General features: G+C 42.2%; 14 protein-coding genes. 12 read left to right on the top strand and 2 right to left on the bottom strand.

Annotated features, from left to right (window positions below):
- Positions 1 to 11: 11 nt before the first annotated feature.
- Together C2M33_RS05020 and C2M33_RS05015 are read right to left on the bottom strand one after the other, a co-directional pair.
- Positions 12 to 1,496, bottom strand: a complete 1,485-nt coding sequence (locus C2M33_RS05020; protein WP_063700999.1) for an FMN-binding glutamate synthase family protein — start codon at positions 1,494 to 1,496, stop codon at positions 12 to 14.
- A gap of 103 nt (positions 1,497 to 1,599) precedes the next feature.
- A complete protein-coding gene (locus C2M33_RS05015; protein ID WP_063700997.1) occupies positions 1,600 to 3,378 on the bottom strand; it encodes a DUF885 domain-containing protein in 1,779 nt (592 codons plus the stop codon).
- Between the two features lie 359 nt (positions 3,379 to 3,737).
- Here C2M33_RS05015 and C2M33_RS05010 point away from each other — a divergent pair, with 359 nt between their 5' ends.
- The 12 genes from C2M33_RS05010 to C2M33_RS04955 all read left to right on the top strand — a co-directional run bounded on the left by C2M33_RS05010 (position 3,738) and on the right by C2M33_RS04955 (position 16,409).
- Positions 3,738 to 4,724: a GGDEF domain-containing protein gene (locus C2M33_RS05010; RefSeq protein WP_063700996.1), complete on the top strand. Its 987-nt coding sequence runs from the start codon at positions 3,738 to 3,740 to the stop codon at positions 4,722 to 4,724.
- A gap of 121 nt (positions 4,725 to 4,845) precedes the next feature.
- A complete protein-coding gene (ubiE, locus tag C2M33_RS05005; protein ID WP_063700994.1) occupies positions 4,846 to 5,601 on the top strand; it encodes a bifunctional demethylmenaquinone methyltransferase/2-methoxy-6-polyprenyl-1,4-benzoquinol methylase UbiE in 756 nt (251 codons plus the stop codon).
- Between the two features lie 28 nt (positions 5,602 to 5,629).
- Entirely contained in the window at positions 5,630 to 6,235 is a 606-nt protein-coding gene (locus tag C2M33_RS05000) for a ubiquinone biosynthesis accessory factor UbiJ (protein ID WP_105173904.1), read from the top strand.
- Positions 6,236 to 6,252: 17 nt separating this feature from the next.
- Positions 6,253 to 7,854 carry a ubiquinone biosynthesis regulatory protein kinase UbiB gene (gene ubiB / locus C2M33_RS04995; RefSeq protein ID WP_105173903.1) on the top strand — a complete coding sequence of 534 codons (1,602 nt, stop codon included), beginning with the start codon at positions 6,253 to 6,255 and terminating at the stop codon, positions 7,852 to 7,854.
- A gap of 78 nt (positions 7,855 to 7,932) precedes the next feature.
- Positions 7,933 to 8,172: a Sec-independent protein translocase subunit TatA gene (gene tatA, locus C2M33_RS04990; RefSeq protein WP_063700991.1), complete on the top strand. Its 240-nt coding sequence runs from the start codon at positions 7,933 to 7,935 to the stop codon at positions 8,170 to 8,172.
- 5 nt (positions 8,173 to 8,177) lie between these two features.
- Positions 8,178 to 8,510 carry a Sec-independent protein translocase protein TatB gene (gene tatB, locus C2M33_RS04985; protein WP_105173902.1) on the top strand — a complete coding sequence of 111 codons (333 nt, stop codon included), beginning with the start codon at positions 8,178 to 8,180 and terminating at the stop codon, positions 8,508 to 8,510.
- A gap of 50 nt (positions 8,511 to 8,560) precedes the next feature.
- Positions 8,561 to 9,301, top strand: a complete 741-nt coding sequence (gene tatC / locus C2M33_RS04980) for a twin-arginine translocase subunit TatC (RefSeq protein ID WP_063700986.1) — start codon at positions 8,561 to 8,563, stop codon at positions 9,299 to 9,301.
- The gene (locus tag C2M33_RS04975) at positions 9,302 to 9,835 is read left to right on the top strand and encodes a hypothetical protein (protein WP_105173901.1); all 534 of its coding nucleotides are present in this window, start codon (positions 9,302 to 9,304) and stop codon (positions 9,833 to 9,835) included. It abuts the gene before it with no gap.
- A complete protein-coding gene (locus tag C2M33_RS04970) occupies positions 9,835 to 10,617 on the top strand; it encodes a TatD family hydrolase (RefSeq protein ID WP_105173900.1) in 783 nt (260 codons plus the stop codon). Before C2M33_RS04975 ends, C2M33_RS04970 begins: the two co-directional genes overlap by 1 nt.
- Position 10,618: 1 nt before the next feature.
- Entirely contained in the window at positions 10,619 to 12,475 is a 1,857-nt protein-coding gene (locus tag C2M33_RS04965) for a sensor domain-containing diguanylate cyclase (RefSeq protein WP_105173899.1), read from the top strand.
- Positions 12,476 to 12,488: 13 nt separating this feature from the next.
- A complete protein-coding gene (gene hemB, locus C2M33_RS04960) occupies positions 12,489 to 13,499 on the top strand; it encodes a porphobilinogen synthase (RefSeq protein WP_105173898.1) in 1,011 nt (336 codons plus the stop codon).
- Between the two features lie 132 nt (positions 13,500 to 13,631).
- Positions 13,632 to 16,409, top strand: coding sequence for an ExeM/NucH family extracellular endonuclease (locus C2M33_RS04955; RefSeq protein WP_063700974.1), 2,778 nt, complete (start codon positions 13,632 to 13,634; stop codon positions 16,407 to 16,409).
- Position 16,410: the final 1 nt, after the last annotated feature.

The raw sequence follows: 16,410 nt of genomic DNA, 5'->3' as shown, positions 1-16,410 counted from the left end.
ACTCAACTAGATTATTTATTGTAGTGTTCATACATTTTATCGAGCGGCTCTGATAAACCATTCTCCTGTACTACACGCACATGCTGGCGAGCTAACTCACGGGCACTTGATACACCACACGAGTGAGCAATCAGCCCTGCACCATAGTGAATAAACTTATTATAATTAGCGACACGCTGTGCCTTATCGGTCACATCTAAGCCTCGTTGTAAGCGTTCATTGTGAGTCGTAATACCGGTCGGACAGGTATCTTTATTACACTGCAGAGCCTGAATACAACCTAGCGAAAACATATGACCGCGCGCCGAAACAATAAAATCAGCCCCAAGTGCCAATGCCCAAGCCACTTTTGACGGTACGATTAGCTTACCCGATGCAATCACTTTCACTCGCTCTCTGAGACCATGTTTTTTTAGCAGATCGACAACCAAAGGCAAGCTCTCTCGAAGCGGTAAACCAACTGAATCCATCAAGGGTTGAGGAGCTGCGCCCGTACCGCCGTCGGCACTATCAATAGTGATGAAATCAGGCGCTGATTCAATGCCTCGGTTATTAATTTCACTGAACAAGGTTTCGAGCCAAGTGTATTCACCAATCACCGCTTTAAAACCGGTTGGTTTACCTGTGGTACTGCGTACCGTTTCAATCATATCGAGTAAATCTGCTGGGCATTTAATCTCTGGGTGACCATTTGGACTAATCGAGTCATGCCCTTCAGGAATGCCCCGGATCTTTGCAATTTCAGCAGTCACTTTACGCCCTGGTAACATCCCCCCTTTACCGGGTTTGGCACCTTGACTCATTTTAATTTCGAACATTTTAACTTGTTCATGCTCAGCAATTGCTTTGAGTTTTTCGATGCTTAATTTGCCGTGCTCATCTCGTACACCATATTTTGCCGTGCCAATCTGAAACACAATATCTGCACCACCTTCAAGGTGATAAGGACTGAGCCCACCTTCGCCTGTATTCATCCAACAGCCTGCTAACTTTGCACCTCGCGATAACGCACGAACAGCAGGCTTAGATAAGGCACCAAAGCTCATACCAGAAATATTAAATAACGAGTTTGTTGTATAAGGAGTTTGGCAATAAGGCCCTAACGTGACTTCACTAGGGTCAAGTGCATCTTCATCTAAGGTTGGAAACGCACAGTTCATAAACATCACAGTGCCCGTTGCCTCAAGACTTTGTGTTGAGCCAAAGGCCGTAGTACGGTCAACATTTTTCGCAGCACGATAAACCCAGCTTCGATCAGCACGGTTAAATGGCAACTCTTCTCTATCCATTGCAAAGAAGTATTGACGGAAGAATTCACCTTGGCGCTCAAAGAAATAACGAAATCGGCCGATCACCGGGTAATTACGGCGAATCGCCTGTTTAGACTGCGTCACATCACTAATGTAAAAGCACACAATCACCAGCAAACCTATGCCGAGTGCAAAAATAAATAAGCTGGCAAAAACATCGATACTAAAAATTATAAAATCACTCATCCAAGGCCCCTTTGTGAAATGACATCCTTCAAAGCATATAAGGTGTTTATATTACGTGCAATAAACAAAAAAGGCGTGATGTAAATCACGCCTTTCTCATCTGCTATGCTGCTCGTTTTGCTAGCTCAGCTTTAATATAAAGTTGAATTTGCTCTTCAAGCACCGACATTGGCACTGAGCCATGACGTAATATTTGGTGGTGGAATTCGCGAATATCAAAGTCTTGGCCAAGCGCTTGCTCAGCTTCATGGCGTAAACGTTTAATCGTTAGCTCACCAATTTTGTATGACAACGCTTGTGCAGGCCATGAAATATAACGGTCGGTTTCAGTCTTCACGTTATGTAATGAAAGCGCGGTGTTTTCGCTCATAAATTTCATTGCGCGTTCGCGACTCCAGCCATACATATGCATACCTGTATCAACCACTAAACGCGCGGCACGCCACATTTCATAAGTTAATCGTCCAAAATCACTGTATGGGTCTTGGTAAAAGCCCGCTTCGATACCTAAAAATTCCGAATATAAGCCCCAACCTTCGCCAAATGCCGACAAATATGCATTGCGGCGATAGCTTGGTAATGACTCAAGTTCAGCATTAAGTGAAATTTGTAAATGATGACCAGGTACAGCTTCGTGTAGCGTTAATGCTTCAAGAACATATAACGGACGCTTATCGAGCGCATAGGTATTAACCCAGTAATAACCCGCTTGATCATCACGACGAGACCCTGAGTAACGACCGGTTGTATATTTAGGGGCAATACTCTCAGGCACTGGCGCAACACCGTACGGCATTCTCGGTAAGGTATGGAATAATTTAGGTAACTGCGCATCCATTTTTTTGGCGATGTAAGACGCTTCTTTTAGCAAATCTTTCGGTGTTTTTGCGTAAAATTGCGGATCAGTACGTAAAAAGTGGACAAAATCAGCAAACGAGCCTTCAAAACCTACTTTCTCAATAATTTTTTCCATTTCTGCACGAATACGCGCGACTTCTTGTAAACCCAGCTCATGGATTTCTTTCGGCGTCATATCAGTAGTGGTGTAATACTTGGCGCGATTTTCATAAAACGCCTTACCATTTGGTGTACTTGAAATGCCAATGTCAGTACGTGCACCCGGTTGATATTCGTTATTAAAGAAAGTTAAGTAACCTTGATAAGCCGGAATAACCTGTTCTTTAATAATGGTTTGTGCTTGCTTTTGTAATGCAGCAAATTCGCTATCACTCAAACCTGCCGTGTTATTTAAGAATGGTTTGTAAAATTCAGACTGGGTAGCATCATCAACAATATAAGCCGTAATAGAGTCTTGATAGCCTTCTAACACAGCCTTTGGTTGGGTTAAACCCACTTCAAGACCTTTGCGCATCCAGCCGATATTTTGCGAGAAATAGCGGGGAATTTGCTGCAATTTAGCAAGGTATAACTGGTAGTCTTGCGGTTTTGTGTAATCAGAGCTAGAAACCATAAACGACAAGCTAGAATGAAACCCATACTCAGATGTCAGTGGCATATAGTGCGTATTGAAGACATATTCATCGACACTATTTTGCACTTGGCCACGCAAAATAGTCAGGTTAATGCGGTTTTCTTCAGATAACTTATCACGGTCTATAGCATCTAGCTCAGCAAGTAATTCAGTATTCTTCTTGTATTTTTGCTCTAAAAATTCAGCCGATAGATTTTCTAATAAATACCCATCTACGCCATTTTCTTTGCCATATGGGCTGATGCTTTGGCGATAATTAACAATATTTTCGGCTACTTGAGTAAATTGCTGATCAGCATCAATATTTGTTACCTGACAAGCGCTTAAAGTACACGCTAAAGCAACCGCAATAACAGAGCGGTTTAAAGTTCGCGACAGTGTTTGTTTCATAGCATTCTTTTTAGTTTTAATCAGTATCGCTAAAGTAGCGCAGCACTGGCTAAAACCCAAGCAAATGCGACCAAGCTCAGGTTAAATGCGCTTAAATTAGCAGCGCTGTGTAAACAACAGTGAGCAAGCTTTAAACAATTTTTAATTACACTTGTTAAAGTTGTTGAGAAAATCAGCTAATAGACACAAACGAAACAAATTTAAGTTCCAAAGTTAGCGATTTTGCTTTTAAATAGGTTGATTACAGATTACTGTAGACTCAGTATTTATGCTTGGAAGCAAATACACCTTACGGAAGAGATTATTAATTGGTTGATATGCGTATTTAGTGGTATTGAAAAATGATGTTCCATGATTCCATGGCTATTGCTCAAGAAAAAATGACAAAGGTATGTATCTTTTTAGAACATCACGCATTACCGCCGTCACCACTAAACTATCAGGTTGTTTATACCTACGTCAGCCAATCTAATCCAAAACTTAACGCCGCTATTGACCGTGCAGTCGCACAAAGAAAAACCATCGATTGTGTTTATGTAGAACAGTTGTATTTCGATTTTATGGAACAAGGCCATAAAATGAAAACGGCGATTGTTCGCAATGTTGACTCGGTTATAAATACCCTTTCGCGTAATGCCAGCAATAACGAACAAAACATTGTGCGCTTTGCCGAACAAATTACCGATTGTGTGCATTCAATTGATGAAAACAACATTGAGCAAACGCGCCACGCATTAAAAATGCTCAGTAAACAGTCTGAAGTGCTGCTCAATCAACATCGTCAATTTAAGCAAGAAATAGCAAAGGCAAAAGCACTTCAAGAAAAAACCCAAAAACAACTCACCCAATTACGTAAGCAACATATCACCGACCAGCAAACTGGCTTATACAAACGCCATTACTTAAATCAACAAACCCAACTCTGGGTTGGTCAAAATAAAGCGGTTTGTGCGATTTCTATTCATATTGAGAACTTAAACCATTTTATTGAAAACTATGGCGATGTGATTGGTGAGGTGATTTTAAATAAAGTCGCGAAGCAAGTGCAAAAGTACGTGCGTGAAAGCGGTTTACCTGGGCGTACAAGTAAAGATGAGTTTACCATTTTACTTGCTGATATAGAGCCTGAAACGGCGAACTTAATTGCCGAAAAAGTACGAAATGGTGTCGAAAAGCTACGTTTTGTCAGCTCCAAAAATGGCACTAAACTCCCCGCGATTACCCTAGCTCTAGGGATCGCGAAACATGAAGGTGATGGCGACTTTAACAGTTTAGCCCGAAAAGCATCTTTAGCAGCAGCAAAAGCAAAGTCACTAGGGCAAAGTAGTTTTATTGCCGGCCAATAAAGTTTAAAACTGCGCTAAGTCATGAAAAGCCACGCTAATCTGATGATTTAGTTATAATCAAATTGCACCCCACAGCTACAATCAAGTACACTAGTCTTTATTGCCACGATAGAGATTAATCATGAACGAGAATCAAGAAAAGACCACGCATTTTGGCTATAAAACCGTTGCTGAAAACGACAAAGCATCAATGGTTGCAGATGTATTCCACTCAGTCGCTGCAAAGTATGACGTAATGAATGATCTAATGTCGTTCGGTATTCATCGTTTATGGAAACGCCAAACTATTGCAAGTTCTGGTGTTCGTAAAGGTCACTATGTATTAGACCTTGCTGGCGGTACAGGTGATTTGACCGCTAAATTTAGTCAGTTAGTTGGTGAAACAGGTCAAGTTATCTTAGGCGATATCAACTCTTCAATGCTGAAAGTTGGCCGCGAGAAACTGCGTAATCTTGGTCGTGTTGGCAATATTGAATATGTACAAATGAATGCCGAAGCATTGCCATTTCCTGACAACAGCTTTGATTTAATTACGATTGCCTTTGGTCTTCGTAACGTGACCGATAAAGATAAAGCACTTCGCTCAATGTATCGTATTCTTAAGCCGGGCGGCCGCTTACTGGTGCTTGAGTTCTCGAAACCAGAACACGAAGCGCTAAGCAAAGCCTACGACTTCTATTCATTCAATATCTTACCTAAGATGGGTCAGTTAGTGGCAAATGACAGCGAGTCTTACCAATACCTTGCTGAATCAATCCGTATGCATCCAGACCAAGAAACATTGAAAGGGATGATGGAAGATGCCGGTTTTGAACAAACGAGCTATCAAAATCTAACTGGCGGTATTGTTGCCCTTCACCGTGGTTTTAAATACTAGAAATTCTGTAAAGTAAGTAGGTAACGCGATGTTAGCAAACGCTCTGTTATCACTCGTCGAACGAATCATTAATCAATTGCTGCCGCTAGACCCCCAGTTAAAGGGCAAGCTTGCAGCAATTGCTGATAAACAGCTGCTGATTGAAGTTCGTGATTGGCAACAATCCATTTTGTGCGTTTACAGCGACGAGCAAATTCACTTATACAGCACGCAAGAGCGCAGGTTTGACTGCATGATCAGCGCCGATATTAACACCTTGTTGGCCCTTAAAGATCCATCAATGCTGACGCAACTCATTCGCCAAGATAAGCTTGACCTACAAGGCGATTTAAATCTTGCGCAAGGTTTTAGCAATGCGTTTGCAGAGCTTGATATTGATTGGCCTGAACATTTTTCGCGTTATATTGGTGATGCGCCAGCCCAGCAGTTATGGCTTTCTTTCCAAGCTCTAAAACGTCGTGGTTCACAAACAAAAAGTAAGTTAGAAAATACCCTAACAACACTTTGCCAAGATGAGCTATCAGTGACTATTCACCCACTAGAACTTGCTGAATTTAAACAGCAAAATCGCCAATTAAAAAGCCAAGTATCTCAGTTAGAGATGCGAATTAACGCGCTGTTACAGTCTCGCTAATGCGCTAAGGAACTTGTGTGTCGTCTGCTCGCCTTTATTACATCACTAAAACACTCCTGAGCTATGGCTTAGACGAATTAATTCCACGTAAGCGAGTGCCTTGGTTTGCAAAGCTTGCCCGTGGCAGCTTATTTTGGTTACGTAATCAACATAAAGATAAACCTGCAGGTATGCGCTTGCGACTTGCTTTGCAAGAGCTTGGCCCGGTGTGGATCAAGTTTGGCCAAATGCTATCGACACGCCGTGATTTACTGCCGCATGATGTCGCATTAGAACTTGCCTTATTGCAAGATCAGGTTGAGCCTTTTGAAGGTGAACTTGCTCAGCAGCTTATTGAAAAAGCGCTTGGCATTAATGATATCAGTGAGTTGTTTAGTGATTTTTCGCAAACACCTTTGGCATCAGCATCGATTGCACAAGTTCACACGGCAACCTTAATTGATGAACATGGCACACCTCAAGATGTGGTGATTAAAGTCATTCGCCCTAACATTAAAGAGCAAATTGATGCCGACTTAATGCTAATGCAAAAAGTCGCACGCTTAGTGGCTAAGTTGTTAAAAGAAGCAAAACGTTTACGCCCAATTGAGGTAGTAAACGAGTACAAAAAAACCTTGCTGGATGAGCTCGACTTAATGCGTGAAGGGGCGAATGCGATTCAGCTACGCCGTAACTTTGAAGATTCAGACTCTCTCTACATTCCTTTTGTTTACAGTGATTATAGCCGCAGTAATGTATTAGTAATGGAGCGTATTTACGGTATTCCAGTATCTGATACCGACGCATTGCTGGCACAAAATACCAATATGCAGCTGCTGGCTGAACGCGGGGTCGAAGTGTTTTTCACACAAGTTTTCCGTGATAGTTTTTTCCATGCAGATATGCACCCGGGTAATATCTTCGTGTCTCGCGAAAACCCGCATAATCCAAAGTACATCGGCATCGATTGCGGCATTGTCGGCACCCTTAATCGTGAAGACAAACGCTATTTAGCAGAGAACTTTATTGCCTTCTTCAACCGTGATTACCGCCAAGTCGCACAACTACACGTAGATTCTGGCTGGGTGCCAGCCGATACCAGTATTGAAGAGTTTGAGTTTGCGATTCGTACTGTGTGCGAACCCATTTTCAATAAACCGCTTGCCGAAATCTCGTTTGGCCATGTGTTAGTAAACCTGTTTAATACGGCTCGTCGCTTTAATATGCAAGTTCAACCGCAATTAGTGTTACTGCAAAAGACGCTGTTGTATGTTGAAGGCCTTGGCAGACAACTGTATCCGCAGCTTGATTTATGGAAAACCGCTAAACCTTTTCTAGAAGATTGGGTCAAAGAACAAGTTGGTCCGCTTGCAGTAATGAAAAAAATGTATGCGAACTTGCCATTTTGGGCAGAAAAAATGCCTGAATTACCTGATTTAATTTATCAAAACTTAAAACGTCAGCAACAACCTGTACAATTGCCAGCGCCGCAATCAGCTAAACCTTTGTTACTTAGCATCTTTGCTGGTAGCTGTTTGATTGTTTCAGGCTTATGTTATTTACAGCATGACTTAGTCGCCAGTGCAATTACGGCAGGCTTTGCTGTCGTGGGCTTTATCGCAGCATGGCGCAGCGCATAAACTAAGTGCTATTTATGTTTTGGTGAGTATAATCGAGACAAGTCTATTCAATAAATTTGATAAAAAACGGAGTAACCCATGGGTTTTGGTGGTATCAGTATTTGGCAATTAATCATTATTTTGGCAATCATCGTTTTGTTATTTGGCACAAAAAAACTTCGTGGCATCGGCGGTGATTTAGGTAGCGCGGTAAAAGGCTTTAAAAAAGCCGTGTCTGACGATGACCAAACTAGCGCTAAAAGCGAGCAAATAGAACAAGCTTCTAACACGCAAAGCAAAGAAACCGTAGAGAAAAGCAAAGACGACCATAAGGCTTAATCAACATGGGGATGTGGGAACTTGTTGTCGTACTGATCGTGGGTCTGATTGTATTAGGCCCAGAGCGCTTGCCTGTGGCAATTCGCACAGTGAGCCGCTGGGTAAAAACATTAAAGTCAGTCGCCAACTCAGTGAAAGCTGAAGTGAACGAAGAACTCCGTATCCATGAGCTTCATGAAAATTTAAAAAAAGCAGAGCAACAAAACTTGCAAGAACTCTCGCCTGAGTTGCAAGACTCTGTAAACGAACTTCAAAAGGCTGCTCAGTCAGTCACCCACAGTTACAAAAAAGACACGCCTGAAAAAGCAGAAATTAATAATAATGACGAAAAAAAGTGAATTTAAACTCTGCTTTTGTGGTCAATAACAACGATGATGAATAGTAAATTATGACCGAGCAAGCTCACACAGGCTTTGTTGGCCACTTAATTGAGTTACGAAACAGACTCATGAAAGCTTTGTTAAGCATTTTGCTAATATTTATCAGCTTGGTGTATTTTGCCAACGATATTTATAGCTTTGTTGCAGCTCCACTTATTGCAAACTTGCCTAGCACTGCCACCATGATCGCAACGGATGTCACAGCACCCTTTTTTGCGCCGTTTAAACTCACCTTATTTGTGGCGTTATTTGCTGCTATTCCTATGATACTGCATCAAGTTTGGAGCTTTATTGCACCTGGCTTGTATCAACATGAAAAGCGTATGCTGATGCCTATTTTGGCCTCTAGTATTTTGCTATTTTATAGTGGTATCGCATTTTGCTACTTTGTGGTGTTACCTATTATTTTAGGGTTTTTCACCAACACTGGCCCTGATATGATGACATTAGCACCAGATATTAGTAGCTACTTAAGTTTTGCTTTAAAACTGTTTTTTGCTTTTGGTATTGCGTTTGAAATACCTGTTGCCATCATGCTGTTATGCTGGAGTGGCGCAACAACAACGAAAAGTTTAAAAGAAAAACGACCTTATATCGTGGTAGGTGTATTCGTGGTTGCCATGTTCTTAACACCTCCTGATGTACTGTCACAAACATTACTAGCATTACCCATGCTGTTATTATTTGAATTAGGCTTAATTTTGGCTGCATTTTATACCGCCAAACCTCAACAGGAATCAGAGGAATAAATGAAAAAACAACTCATTCCATTCGTTGCACTGTTAACGATTACTGGCACTGCGCAAGCAAACGAAGTTAACTTACAAGCACTACAAGCCTGTACTTTTGTTGAAAATGATTTTAACCGTTTACTTTGTTACGATAACGTCATGGCGGGTAAATCACTTTCTAAACCGGCTACAAAACAACAAATTGAACAACCTGCAGCAAGCTCTGCACCGCCTGTTGCAGCAGCACCTGTTACGGCAGCAGCAAGCACACAAATTGTAAAAACAAAAAATGAAGACTTTGGTTTAGAGCACAAAGAAGTTGCGAAAGTAAATGATGACCAGATTAGCGCTATCGTTAAAAGCGTGAAAAAAGCCCCTTACGGTGAGCTCATCATCGAACTTGATAATGGTCAACAGTGGCGTCAAGTTGGTTCTGATAGCCTACGTCTAAAAGAACAAGATGTTGTCGTTATTGAACGTGGCGTTTTCAATTCTTTCCTATTAAAAGTTGAAGGCCAAAACCGTTCGATTCGCGTTAAGCGCACTAACTAATGAGCATTTCGCTGGTTGATGCTGGCGTCAACTTAAGCAATCATCAATTTGATGATATTCATGAAGCTGTGTTACAACGTGCCGCTGAGGCAAATGTAACACAGATGCTTCTTATTGGCTGCGATCTGCAAACTAGCCAAGCCTCTCTTAAGCTCGCCAAACAGTTTAAGCAATTTTGCACTGCGGGGGTTCACCCTCATGATGCAAAAACCGCAGATGACCACCTTGAAGAACACTTAACAGCACTAAGCCAAAATCATGAAGTAGTTGCTATTGGTGAATGTGGCCTCGATTACAACCGTGATTTTTCTCCTCGTGATGTACAGCGCAGTGTTTTCAGACGCCAACTGCAGCTTGCTGAGCAGCTTAATATGCCAGTGTACTTGCATGAACGAGATGCTAGTGAAGACATGTTGGCCATCTTGAGTGACTTCAAAGTACGAGGTGTATTGCACTGTTTTACGGGGGATGAAAAAGCGCTGCAAAGCTACCTAGCAATGGGGCTTTATATCGGTGTTACTGGCTGGGTATGCGATGAACGCCGCGGTGAGCAACTGCAAGCCTTGGTGCCAGCAATCCCTTTGAATCGCTTGTTAATTGAGACCGATGCGCCCTTTTTAATGCCAAGAAATATTCGACCAAGACCGAAGTCTCGTCGCAACGAACCTCAGAACCTTCCTTATGTATGTCAGCAAATTGCTGATTTAAAAGGCTGTGAATTTACTGAAGTGGCAAAACAAACTACACTAAACTTTCAGCAATTATTTTCCATAAAGGGTTAAGATGAAGCGCCTATGGTCACTATGTGGCGTACTCTTCGTTGTTTTATTTACTCCTTACTTACTGGCTAACCCTGTTGTTGTTAGCTCACAATTTAAGTCTCAACATACGTTACATGTTGAGTACACGCTTGATCCTATTACTCAACAACAAGCCTTTAGCAATACAAATGTAGTTTGGCAGGCAAGCAAAGGTGAAACCTTAAATCTAGGAATGACTTTAAAGCCTCTGTGGCTCAAGCTATCGATAAAAAACACCTCTTTAGATGATGTACCGCTGATATTATCGATAGATAACCCTTTGCTCGATGAAGTGAGTGTCTTTCATCTACAAGGTGGGCATGTGTTATTTAACACAAAAATAGGTGATGCAGTCCCATTAGCCAATCGACAAATTAAAAATGAATCGCTGTTAGTTTCATTAAGCATTCCAAAAGCTAGCCATTCAGAGGTTTATCTCAAAGTTAAAAACAACGGCGGCTTAAGAGTGCCTCTCAGTCTTTGGAAACCCTCAGAATACCTAAAGCATAAAAGCAAATTTAACTTATTGTACGGTTTATTAGTCGGCTTTATTTTATCGCTGGCACTCACTAACTTAGTGCTTTATGGTTTTTCTAGACGCCGCTATTTCGCCTACACAGGGTTATTACTTACCTTGCTTTGGCTGTCGTTAGCGTATCTTTATGGCTTTGGTTATCGCTACCTGCAACCGAGCGGCTCCTCCTTTCAACAGTTGACTATTCCGACTCTATTCTTTATCTGTGGTGCGTTATTTGTGCCATTGCAAGGGTATATATTCGGCTTTGCCAAATCTCGCTTAAATCGTTTTCAGTATTGGTTAGCCTGGGTCGTGGTGCTTGTCGCCGTAATAATGTGGTTCTTACCAATTCATATTGCAATTACACTGTGCTTGTTAAGTTTACCTGTGGTGCTCATCATCTTTGCAGGCATTGCTATCAAACAGTTTAATCGTGAATATAAACAGCCTTGTAGCGCTTTTCTAATTGCCCTATTCGCTTTTTTCTGCGCCATTATTTACAGTGCACTTGGGGTGTTTAACCCGTTTAATTTAAATATCGGCGTGCTTTCACTCACCTTCATTTGCTTTTTGGTTTGTAGCTTAAGTTTAAGCTATGCCGTTATAAAACTATTTTTGATGCAGCGCGATGCCGAAGTTGCAGCGCAACAAAATGCATTAGCGGAAAGCAAAGCAAAAGATACCTTAATGCGCGAGCGGCTTGAACTGCAAGAACAGGCGCGCCAAGACCTTGAAGCGAATATCGAGGAGCGTACCTTTGAGTTACAAGTGACATTACGCGAGCTTGAAGAGAAAAACCGTGAGCTTGAACAACTCAATATGGAAGACGCGCTGACAAAAACCAAGAACCGCCGTTACTTCGATAAAAAACTCCTGATGGATATTCGTCGCTCGCGACGTGAACAAACACCTTTAGCAATCATCATGTTAGATATTGACCATTTCAAAGCAATTAATGACACCTATGGTCATTTAACCGGTGATCAAACCATTCAATCTGCCGCCGATGTCATTAAACAACACCTTAAACGCCCACTCGATGAAGTGGCGCGCTATGGCGGCGAAGAGTTTGTGGTGCTGTTGCCAAATACACCACTGGCAGGTGCATTAGAAATTGCCGAACAAATACGCAAAGCCGCAGAAAATACTGATATAATAGTTGCCGGAACAACGATTAAATTTACTTTGAGTGCAGGTGTTTACAGCGCAATTGCTGAAGACATTAATAACCCAAGTTTATTCACTGACTATGCCGACAAAGCCTTATATCATGCCAAGCAAACGGGTCGAAATCGCGTAGTGAGTTATCCTCTACCAGACTAGGAGTATACAAAGCATGGCCCAATCAGGACTCGACCTTTTCCCTTATACACGTATGCGCCGCATGCGTCGTGATAACTTCTCTCGTCGCCTAATGGCTGAAAACCAACTAACCGTTAATGACCTTATTTTTCCTGTATTTGTGTTAGAAGGTAAAAACCGCCGCGAAGCCATTGAGTCTATGCCAGGCATTGACCGTCTTTCTATTGATTTACTACTTGAAGAAGCAAAAGAACTCGTTGAATTAGGTGTGCCAGCAGTGGCGATTTTCCCAGTAACACCGAGCGATAAAAAATCGTTGCTGGCTGAAGAAGCCTATAACCCAGATGCATTAGCACAACGCACTGTTCGTGCACTTAAAGAAGCTTTTCCAACCCTTGGTGTGATCACTGATGTGGCACTTGACCCGTTCACCGTGCATGGTCAAGACGGTATCATTGATGAAGATGGCTATGTGATTAATGATGTCACAACTGAAATCTTAGTAAAACAAGCACTGTCGCATGCCGAAGCGGGTGCTGATGTGGTTGCACCTTCAGACATGATGGATGGACGCATTGGTGCTATTCGTGAAGCACTTGAAGCCGAAGGTCATATCCACACTCGTATTATGGCTTACTCTGCAAAATATGCTTCAAGCTACTATGGCCCATTCCGTGATGCGGTAGGCTCTGCAGGTAACTTAAAAGGTGCCGATAAAAAGACCTATCAAATGGATCCAGCCAACTCAGATGAAGCTATTCGTGAAGTTGCCCTTGATCTGCAAGAAGGCGCAGACATGGTTATGGTAAAGCCTGGTATGCCATATTTAGATGTTGTACGTCGCGTAAAAGATGAGTTTGGTGTACCAACATTTGCATACCAAGTGAGCGGTGAATATGCCATGCATAAAGCGGCCATTGATAACGGTTGGCTTGCAGAAGAAGCAATAATCATGGAGTCATTATTGGCATTTAAGCGTGCTGGCGCCGATGGCATCCTGACATATTTTGCAAAACAAGCAGCAATTTGGTTAAAAAATAACTAATCTAAAGCAAATGTTCTAAAAATTGGTAATTATTCCGATTTTATTAACATTTTGTATTTAATTTGTCATAGATTTTTCTTAAAGTACTGTGTCCCATATTGGGACTTTTATAATACATACACGGGAAAAATAATGATAAATACAAAATTAACGCCGCTCGCGCTTGTGATTGCAAGCTTGAGCGCGCCTGCTTCTGCCAACCTAATCATCTCTGAATACGTTGAAGGAAGCTCTAACAATAAAGCGGTAGAGCTTTATAACACGTCTGGTGCTGATCTATCGCTTGACGGTTACACCATCTCTTTATACTCAAATGGTAATGGCGACCTTGCTGCGCCAAACAACACCTTAGCGCTAACCGGTACACTTGCTGCAAATGCAACTTACGTTATTGTTAACGCAGGATCTGCAGATGAACTAAAAGCAAAAGGCAACACCGAATCAACTATCACTTATTTCAACGGTGATGACGCATTAGTACTAACTAAAGACGGTGCAATCGTTGATAGCTTTGGTCAACTTGGTGTTGATCCGGGTTCAGCATGGGATGAAGGCGGTGTTTCTACACAAAATAAAACGCTTCGCCGTAAAGCAACTGTGACTGCAGGTCGTACAGATGCAACATCAGCATTCAACCCAAGCGATGAGTGGGAACAATTCGACCAAGACGATTTCAGCAATATTGGTTTATACGGTGATAGCACAGAGCCAACACCTGAACCAGATCCAGTGACACCGCTTGAGTGTGGCGCAACAAAAACGTTAATTAGCGCAATTCAAGGTGAAGGCGGTGACAGCCCGCTCATTAACACTGAAGTTGAAGTTGAAGGTGTTGTTACAGCTGACTTCCAAGGTGATGATCAACTAAAAGGCTTCTTCATTAGCTCACTTGCTGCTGATGTTGATACAAACCCACTTACTTCTGAAGGTGTATTCGTTTATTTCGCAGATACTGATGTTGCTGTAGGTGACCACGTACGTATTAAAGGTAGCGTGGCAGAATACTACAGCGCAACACAACTAGGCGATGTTAGCCAAGTTGAGATCTGTGCAACCGGCTTATCGACAGATGCAACCGCTATCACTTTACCAGTTGCTGACGTTGCAGACCTTGAAGCCTATGAAGGTATGTTAGTCACCATCGCGCAACCTTTAGTAGTTAATAATAACTACGGTCTTGGCCGCTATGGTGAAGTTGACTTAGGTACTGAGCGTTTATACCAAGGTACTCAAGTGGCGCTACCAGGTGATGCAGCGAATGCGATTGAAACTGAAAACCTTAAAAAACAAATCTTAATCGACGATGGTTCAACAAAGCAAAACCTTGATCCAATTGCCTACCCAGGTACGGGTCTTGATGCCTATAACACATTACGTTTAGGCGACACTGTAAATACGATTACTGGTGTAATGGGTTACAGCTTTGACCGTTACCGCATTCACCCAACAGTGAAGCCTGAATTCACAGCAACTAACCCGCGTACAGATGCTCCAGAGCTTAACGAAGAAGCTGATCTACGTGTAGCGAGCTTTAACGTATTAAACTACTTTAATGGCGACGGCCAAGGTGCAGGCTTCCCAACTAGCCGTGGTGCAGACAGCGAAGAAGAGTTTATCCGTCAGCAAGCTAAAATTGTCAGCGCAATTACAGCTATCAATGCAGATGTTATTGGCTTAATGGAAATCGAAAACGATGGTTTCGGTGAAAATAGCGCCATTGCAAGCCTAGTAAAAGCACTGAATGACGAAGATGCAGAAAACACCTACGCATTTGTTGATTTTGGTGTTGATAAGATTGGTACTGATGAAATTACAACAGCACTTATTTATCGCTCAAATAAAGTATCTGAAGTGGGTAAAGCAGCTCATACAACTGTAGAACCTTTTGATTACAGCAATCGTCCACCTATTGCGCAAAGCTTCCAATCTCTTGAGAGCGAAGAAATCTTCACAGTTGCAGTTGCACACTTAAAATCAAAAGGCGGCTGTGGCAGCGCTGAAGGCAACAATGCTGACTTAGGCGATGGCCAAGCATGTTGGAATGAAATCCGTGTTGCGGGTGCAAATGCATACGCAGATTGGTTAGCAACTTACCCAACTGAAGTTGAAGATGAAGATATCATCCTAGTGGGTGATATGAACTCTTATGCAATGGAAGATCCTATCCGTGCATTCGCAGATAAAGGTCTTAAAAGTGCAGTAGCTGAACTGGACGGCGACACACAAGGTTACTCTTATAGCTTCTCTGGTCGCATTGGTAGCCTTGACCACGCACTAGTATCAGAATCTATGCTAGGAAAAGTTGTTGCTGCAACAGATTGGCACATCAATGCTGACGAACCAATCAGCTTAGATTACAACCTAGAGTTTAAGTCTGATACACAGCAAGCTAGCCTGTATGCAGACAACGCATACCGCGCATCTGATCACGACCCTGTGATTGTTGATATTCAATCTGCAGAGCCTATTCCTGCAGAGCAAGCGCCAGTAATTGAAGCAAGTCAATCATTCGAAATCGTAGAAAACAGTGAAATTGGCGCAGTGATTGGTCAACTTGTATTCTCTGATGGCGACGCTGATTACACGCCAGTAGTAAGCTTTAGCATTGAAGGTGAGCATGCTGATGTTATTGCAATCAGTGCAGCAGGTGAAATCACAGTAGCTAAAGCACTCGACTTTGAAGAAGAAGACAAGCTTACGCTGATGATCCGTGCAGAAGATAGCGCAGGCAACTTATCAGAAGCACAACTGCTATACATCAACATCACTAACGATGAAGCTGATGATGTAACTGAAGAAGTTGAAGAAGATGAAACAGAAGAAGAGTCAAAAGATGATGATTCTGGTTCATTTGCTTGGTTAAGCTTACTTGCTTTACCATTTGCACTACGTCGTCGTATGAAAAAATAAA

This window comes from Pseudoalteromonas sp. T1lg122, from assembly GCF_002964825.1.
Taxonomy (GTDB): domain Bacteria; phylum Pseudomonadota; class Gammaproteobacteria; order Enterobacterales; family Alteromonadaceae; genus Pseudoalteromonas; species Pseudoalteromonas gelatinilytica.
This window is presented reverse-complemented; position numbering and strand designations above follow the sequence as displayed.

Bases quoted from the DNA above. Each gene is read 5' to 3' on its own strand.
- tatA (WP_063700991.1), top strand. From the start codon at position 7,933: ATGGGTTTTGGTGGTATCAGTATTTGGCAATTAATCATTATTTTGGCA.
- C2M33_RS04965 (WP_105173899.1), top strand. From the start codon at position 10,619: ATGAAGCGCCTATGGTCACTATGTGGCGTACTCTTCGTTGTTTTATTT.
- C2M33_RS04975 (WP_105173901.1), top strand. From the start codon at position 9,302: ATGAAAAAACAACTCATTCCATTCGTTGCACTGTTAACGATTACTGGC.
- C2M33_RS04970 (WP_105173900.1), top strand. From the start codon at position 9,835: ATGAGCATTTCGCTGGTTGATGCTGGCGTCAACTTAAGCAATCATCAA.
- C2M33_RS05015 (WP_063700997.1), bottom strand. From the start codon at position 3,378: ATGAAACAAACACTGTCGCGAACTTTAAACCGCTCTGTTATTGCGGTT.
- ubiE (WP_063700994.1), top strand. From the start codon at position 4,846: ATGAACGAGAATCAAGAAAAGACCACGCATTTTGGCTATAAAACCGTT.
- C2M33_RS04955 (WP_063700974.1), top strand. From the start codon at position 13,632: ATGATAAATACAAAATTAACGCCGCTCGCGCTTGTGATTGCAAGCTTG.
- tatC (WP_063700986.1), top strand. From the start codon at position 8,561: ATGACCGAGCAAGCTCACACAGGCTTTGTTGGCCACTTAATTGAGTTA.
- hemB (WP_105173898.1), top strand. From the start codon at position 12,489: ATGGCCCAATCAGGACTCGACCTTTTCCCTTATACACGTATGCGCCGC.
- C2M33_RS05020 (WP_063700999.1), bottom strand. From the start codon at position 1,496: ATGAGTGATTTTATAATTTTTAGTATCGATGTTTTTGCCAGCTTATTT.
- tatB (WP_105173902.1), top strand. From the start codon at position 8,178: ATGGGGATGTGGGAACTTGTTGTCGTACTGATCGTGGGTCTGATTGTA.
- C2M33_RS05010 (WP_063700996.1), top strand. From the start codon at position 3,738: ATGGCTATTGCTCAAGAAAAAATGACAAAGGTATGTATCTTTTTAGAA.
- C2M33_RS05000 (WP_105173904.1), top strand. From the start codon at position 5,630: ATGTTAGCAAACGCTCTGTTATCACTCGTCGAACGAATCATTAATCAA.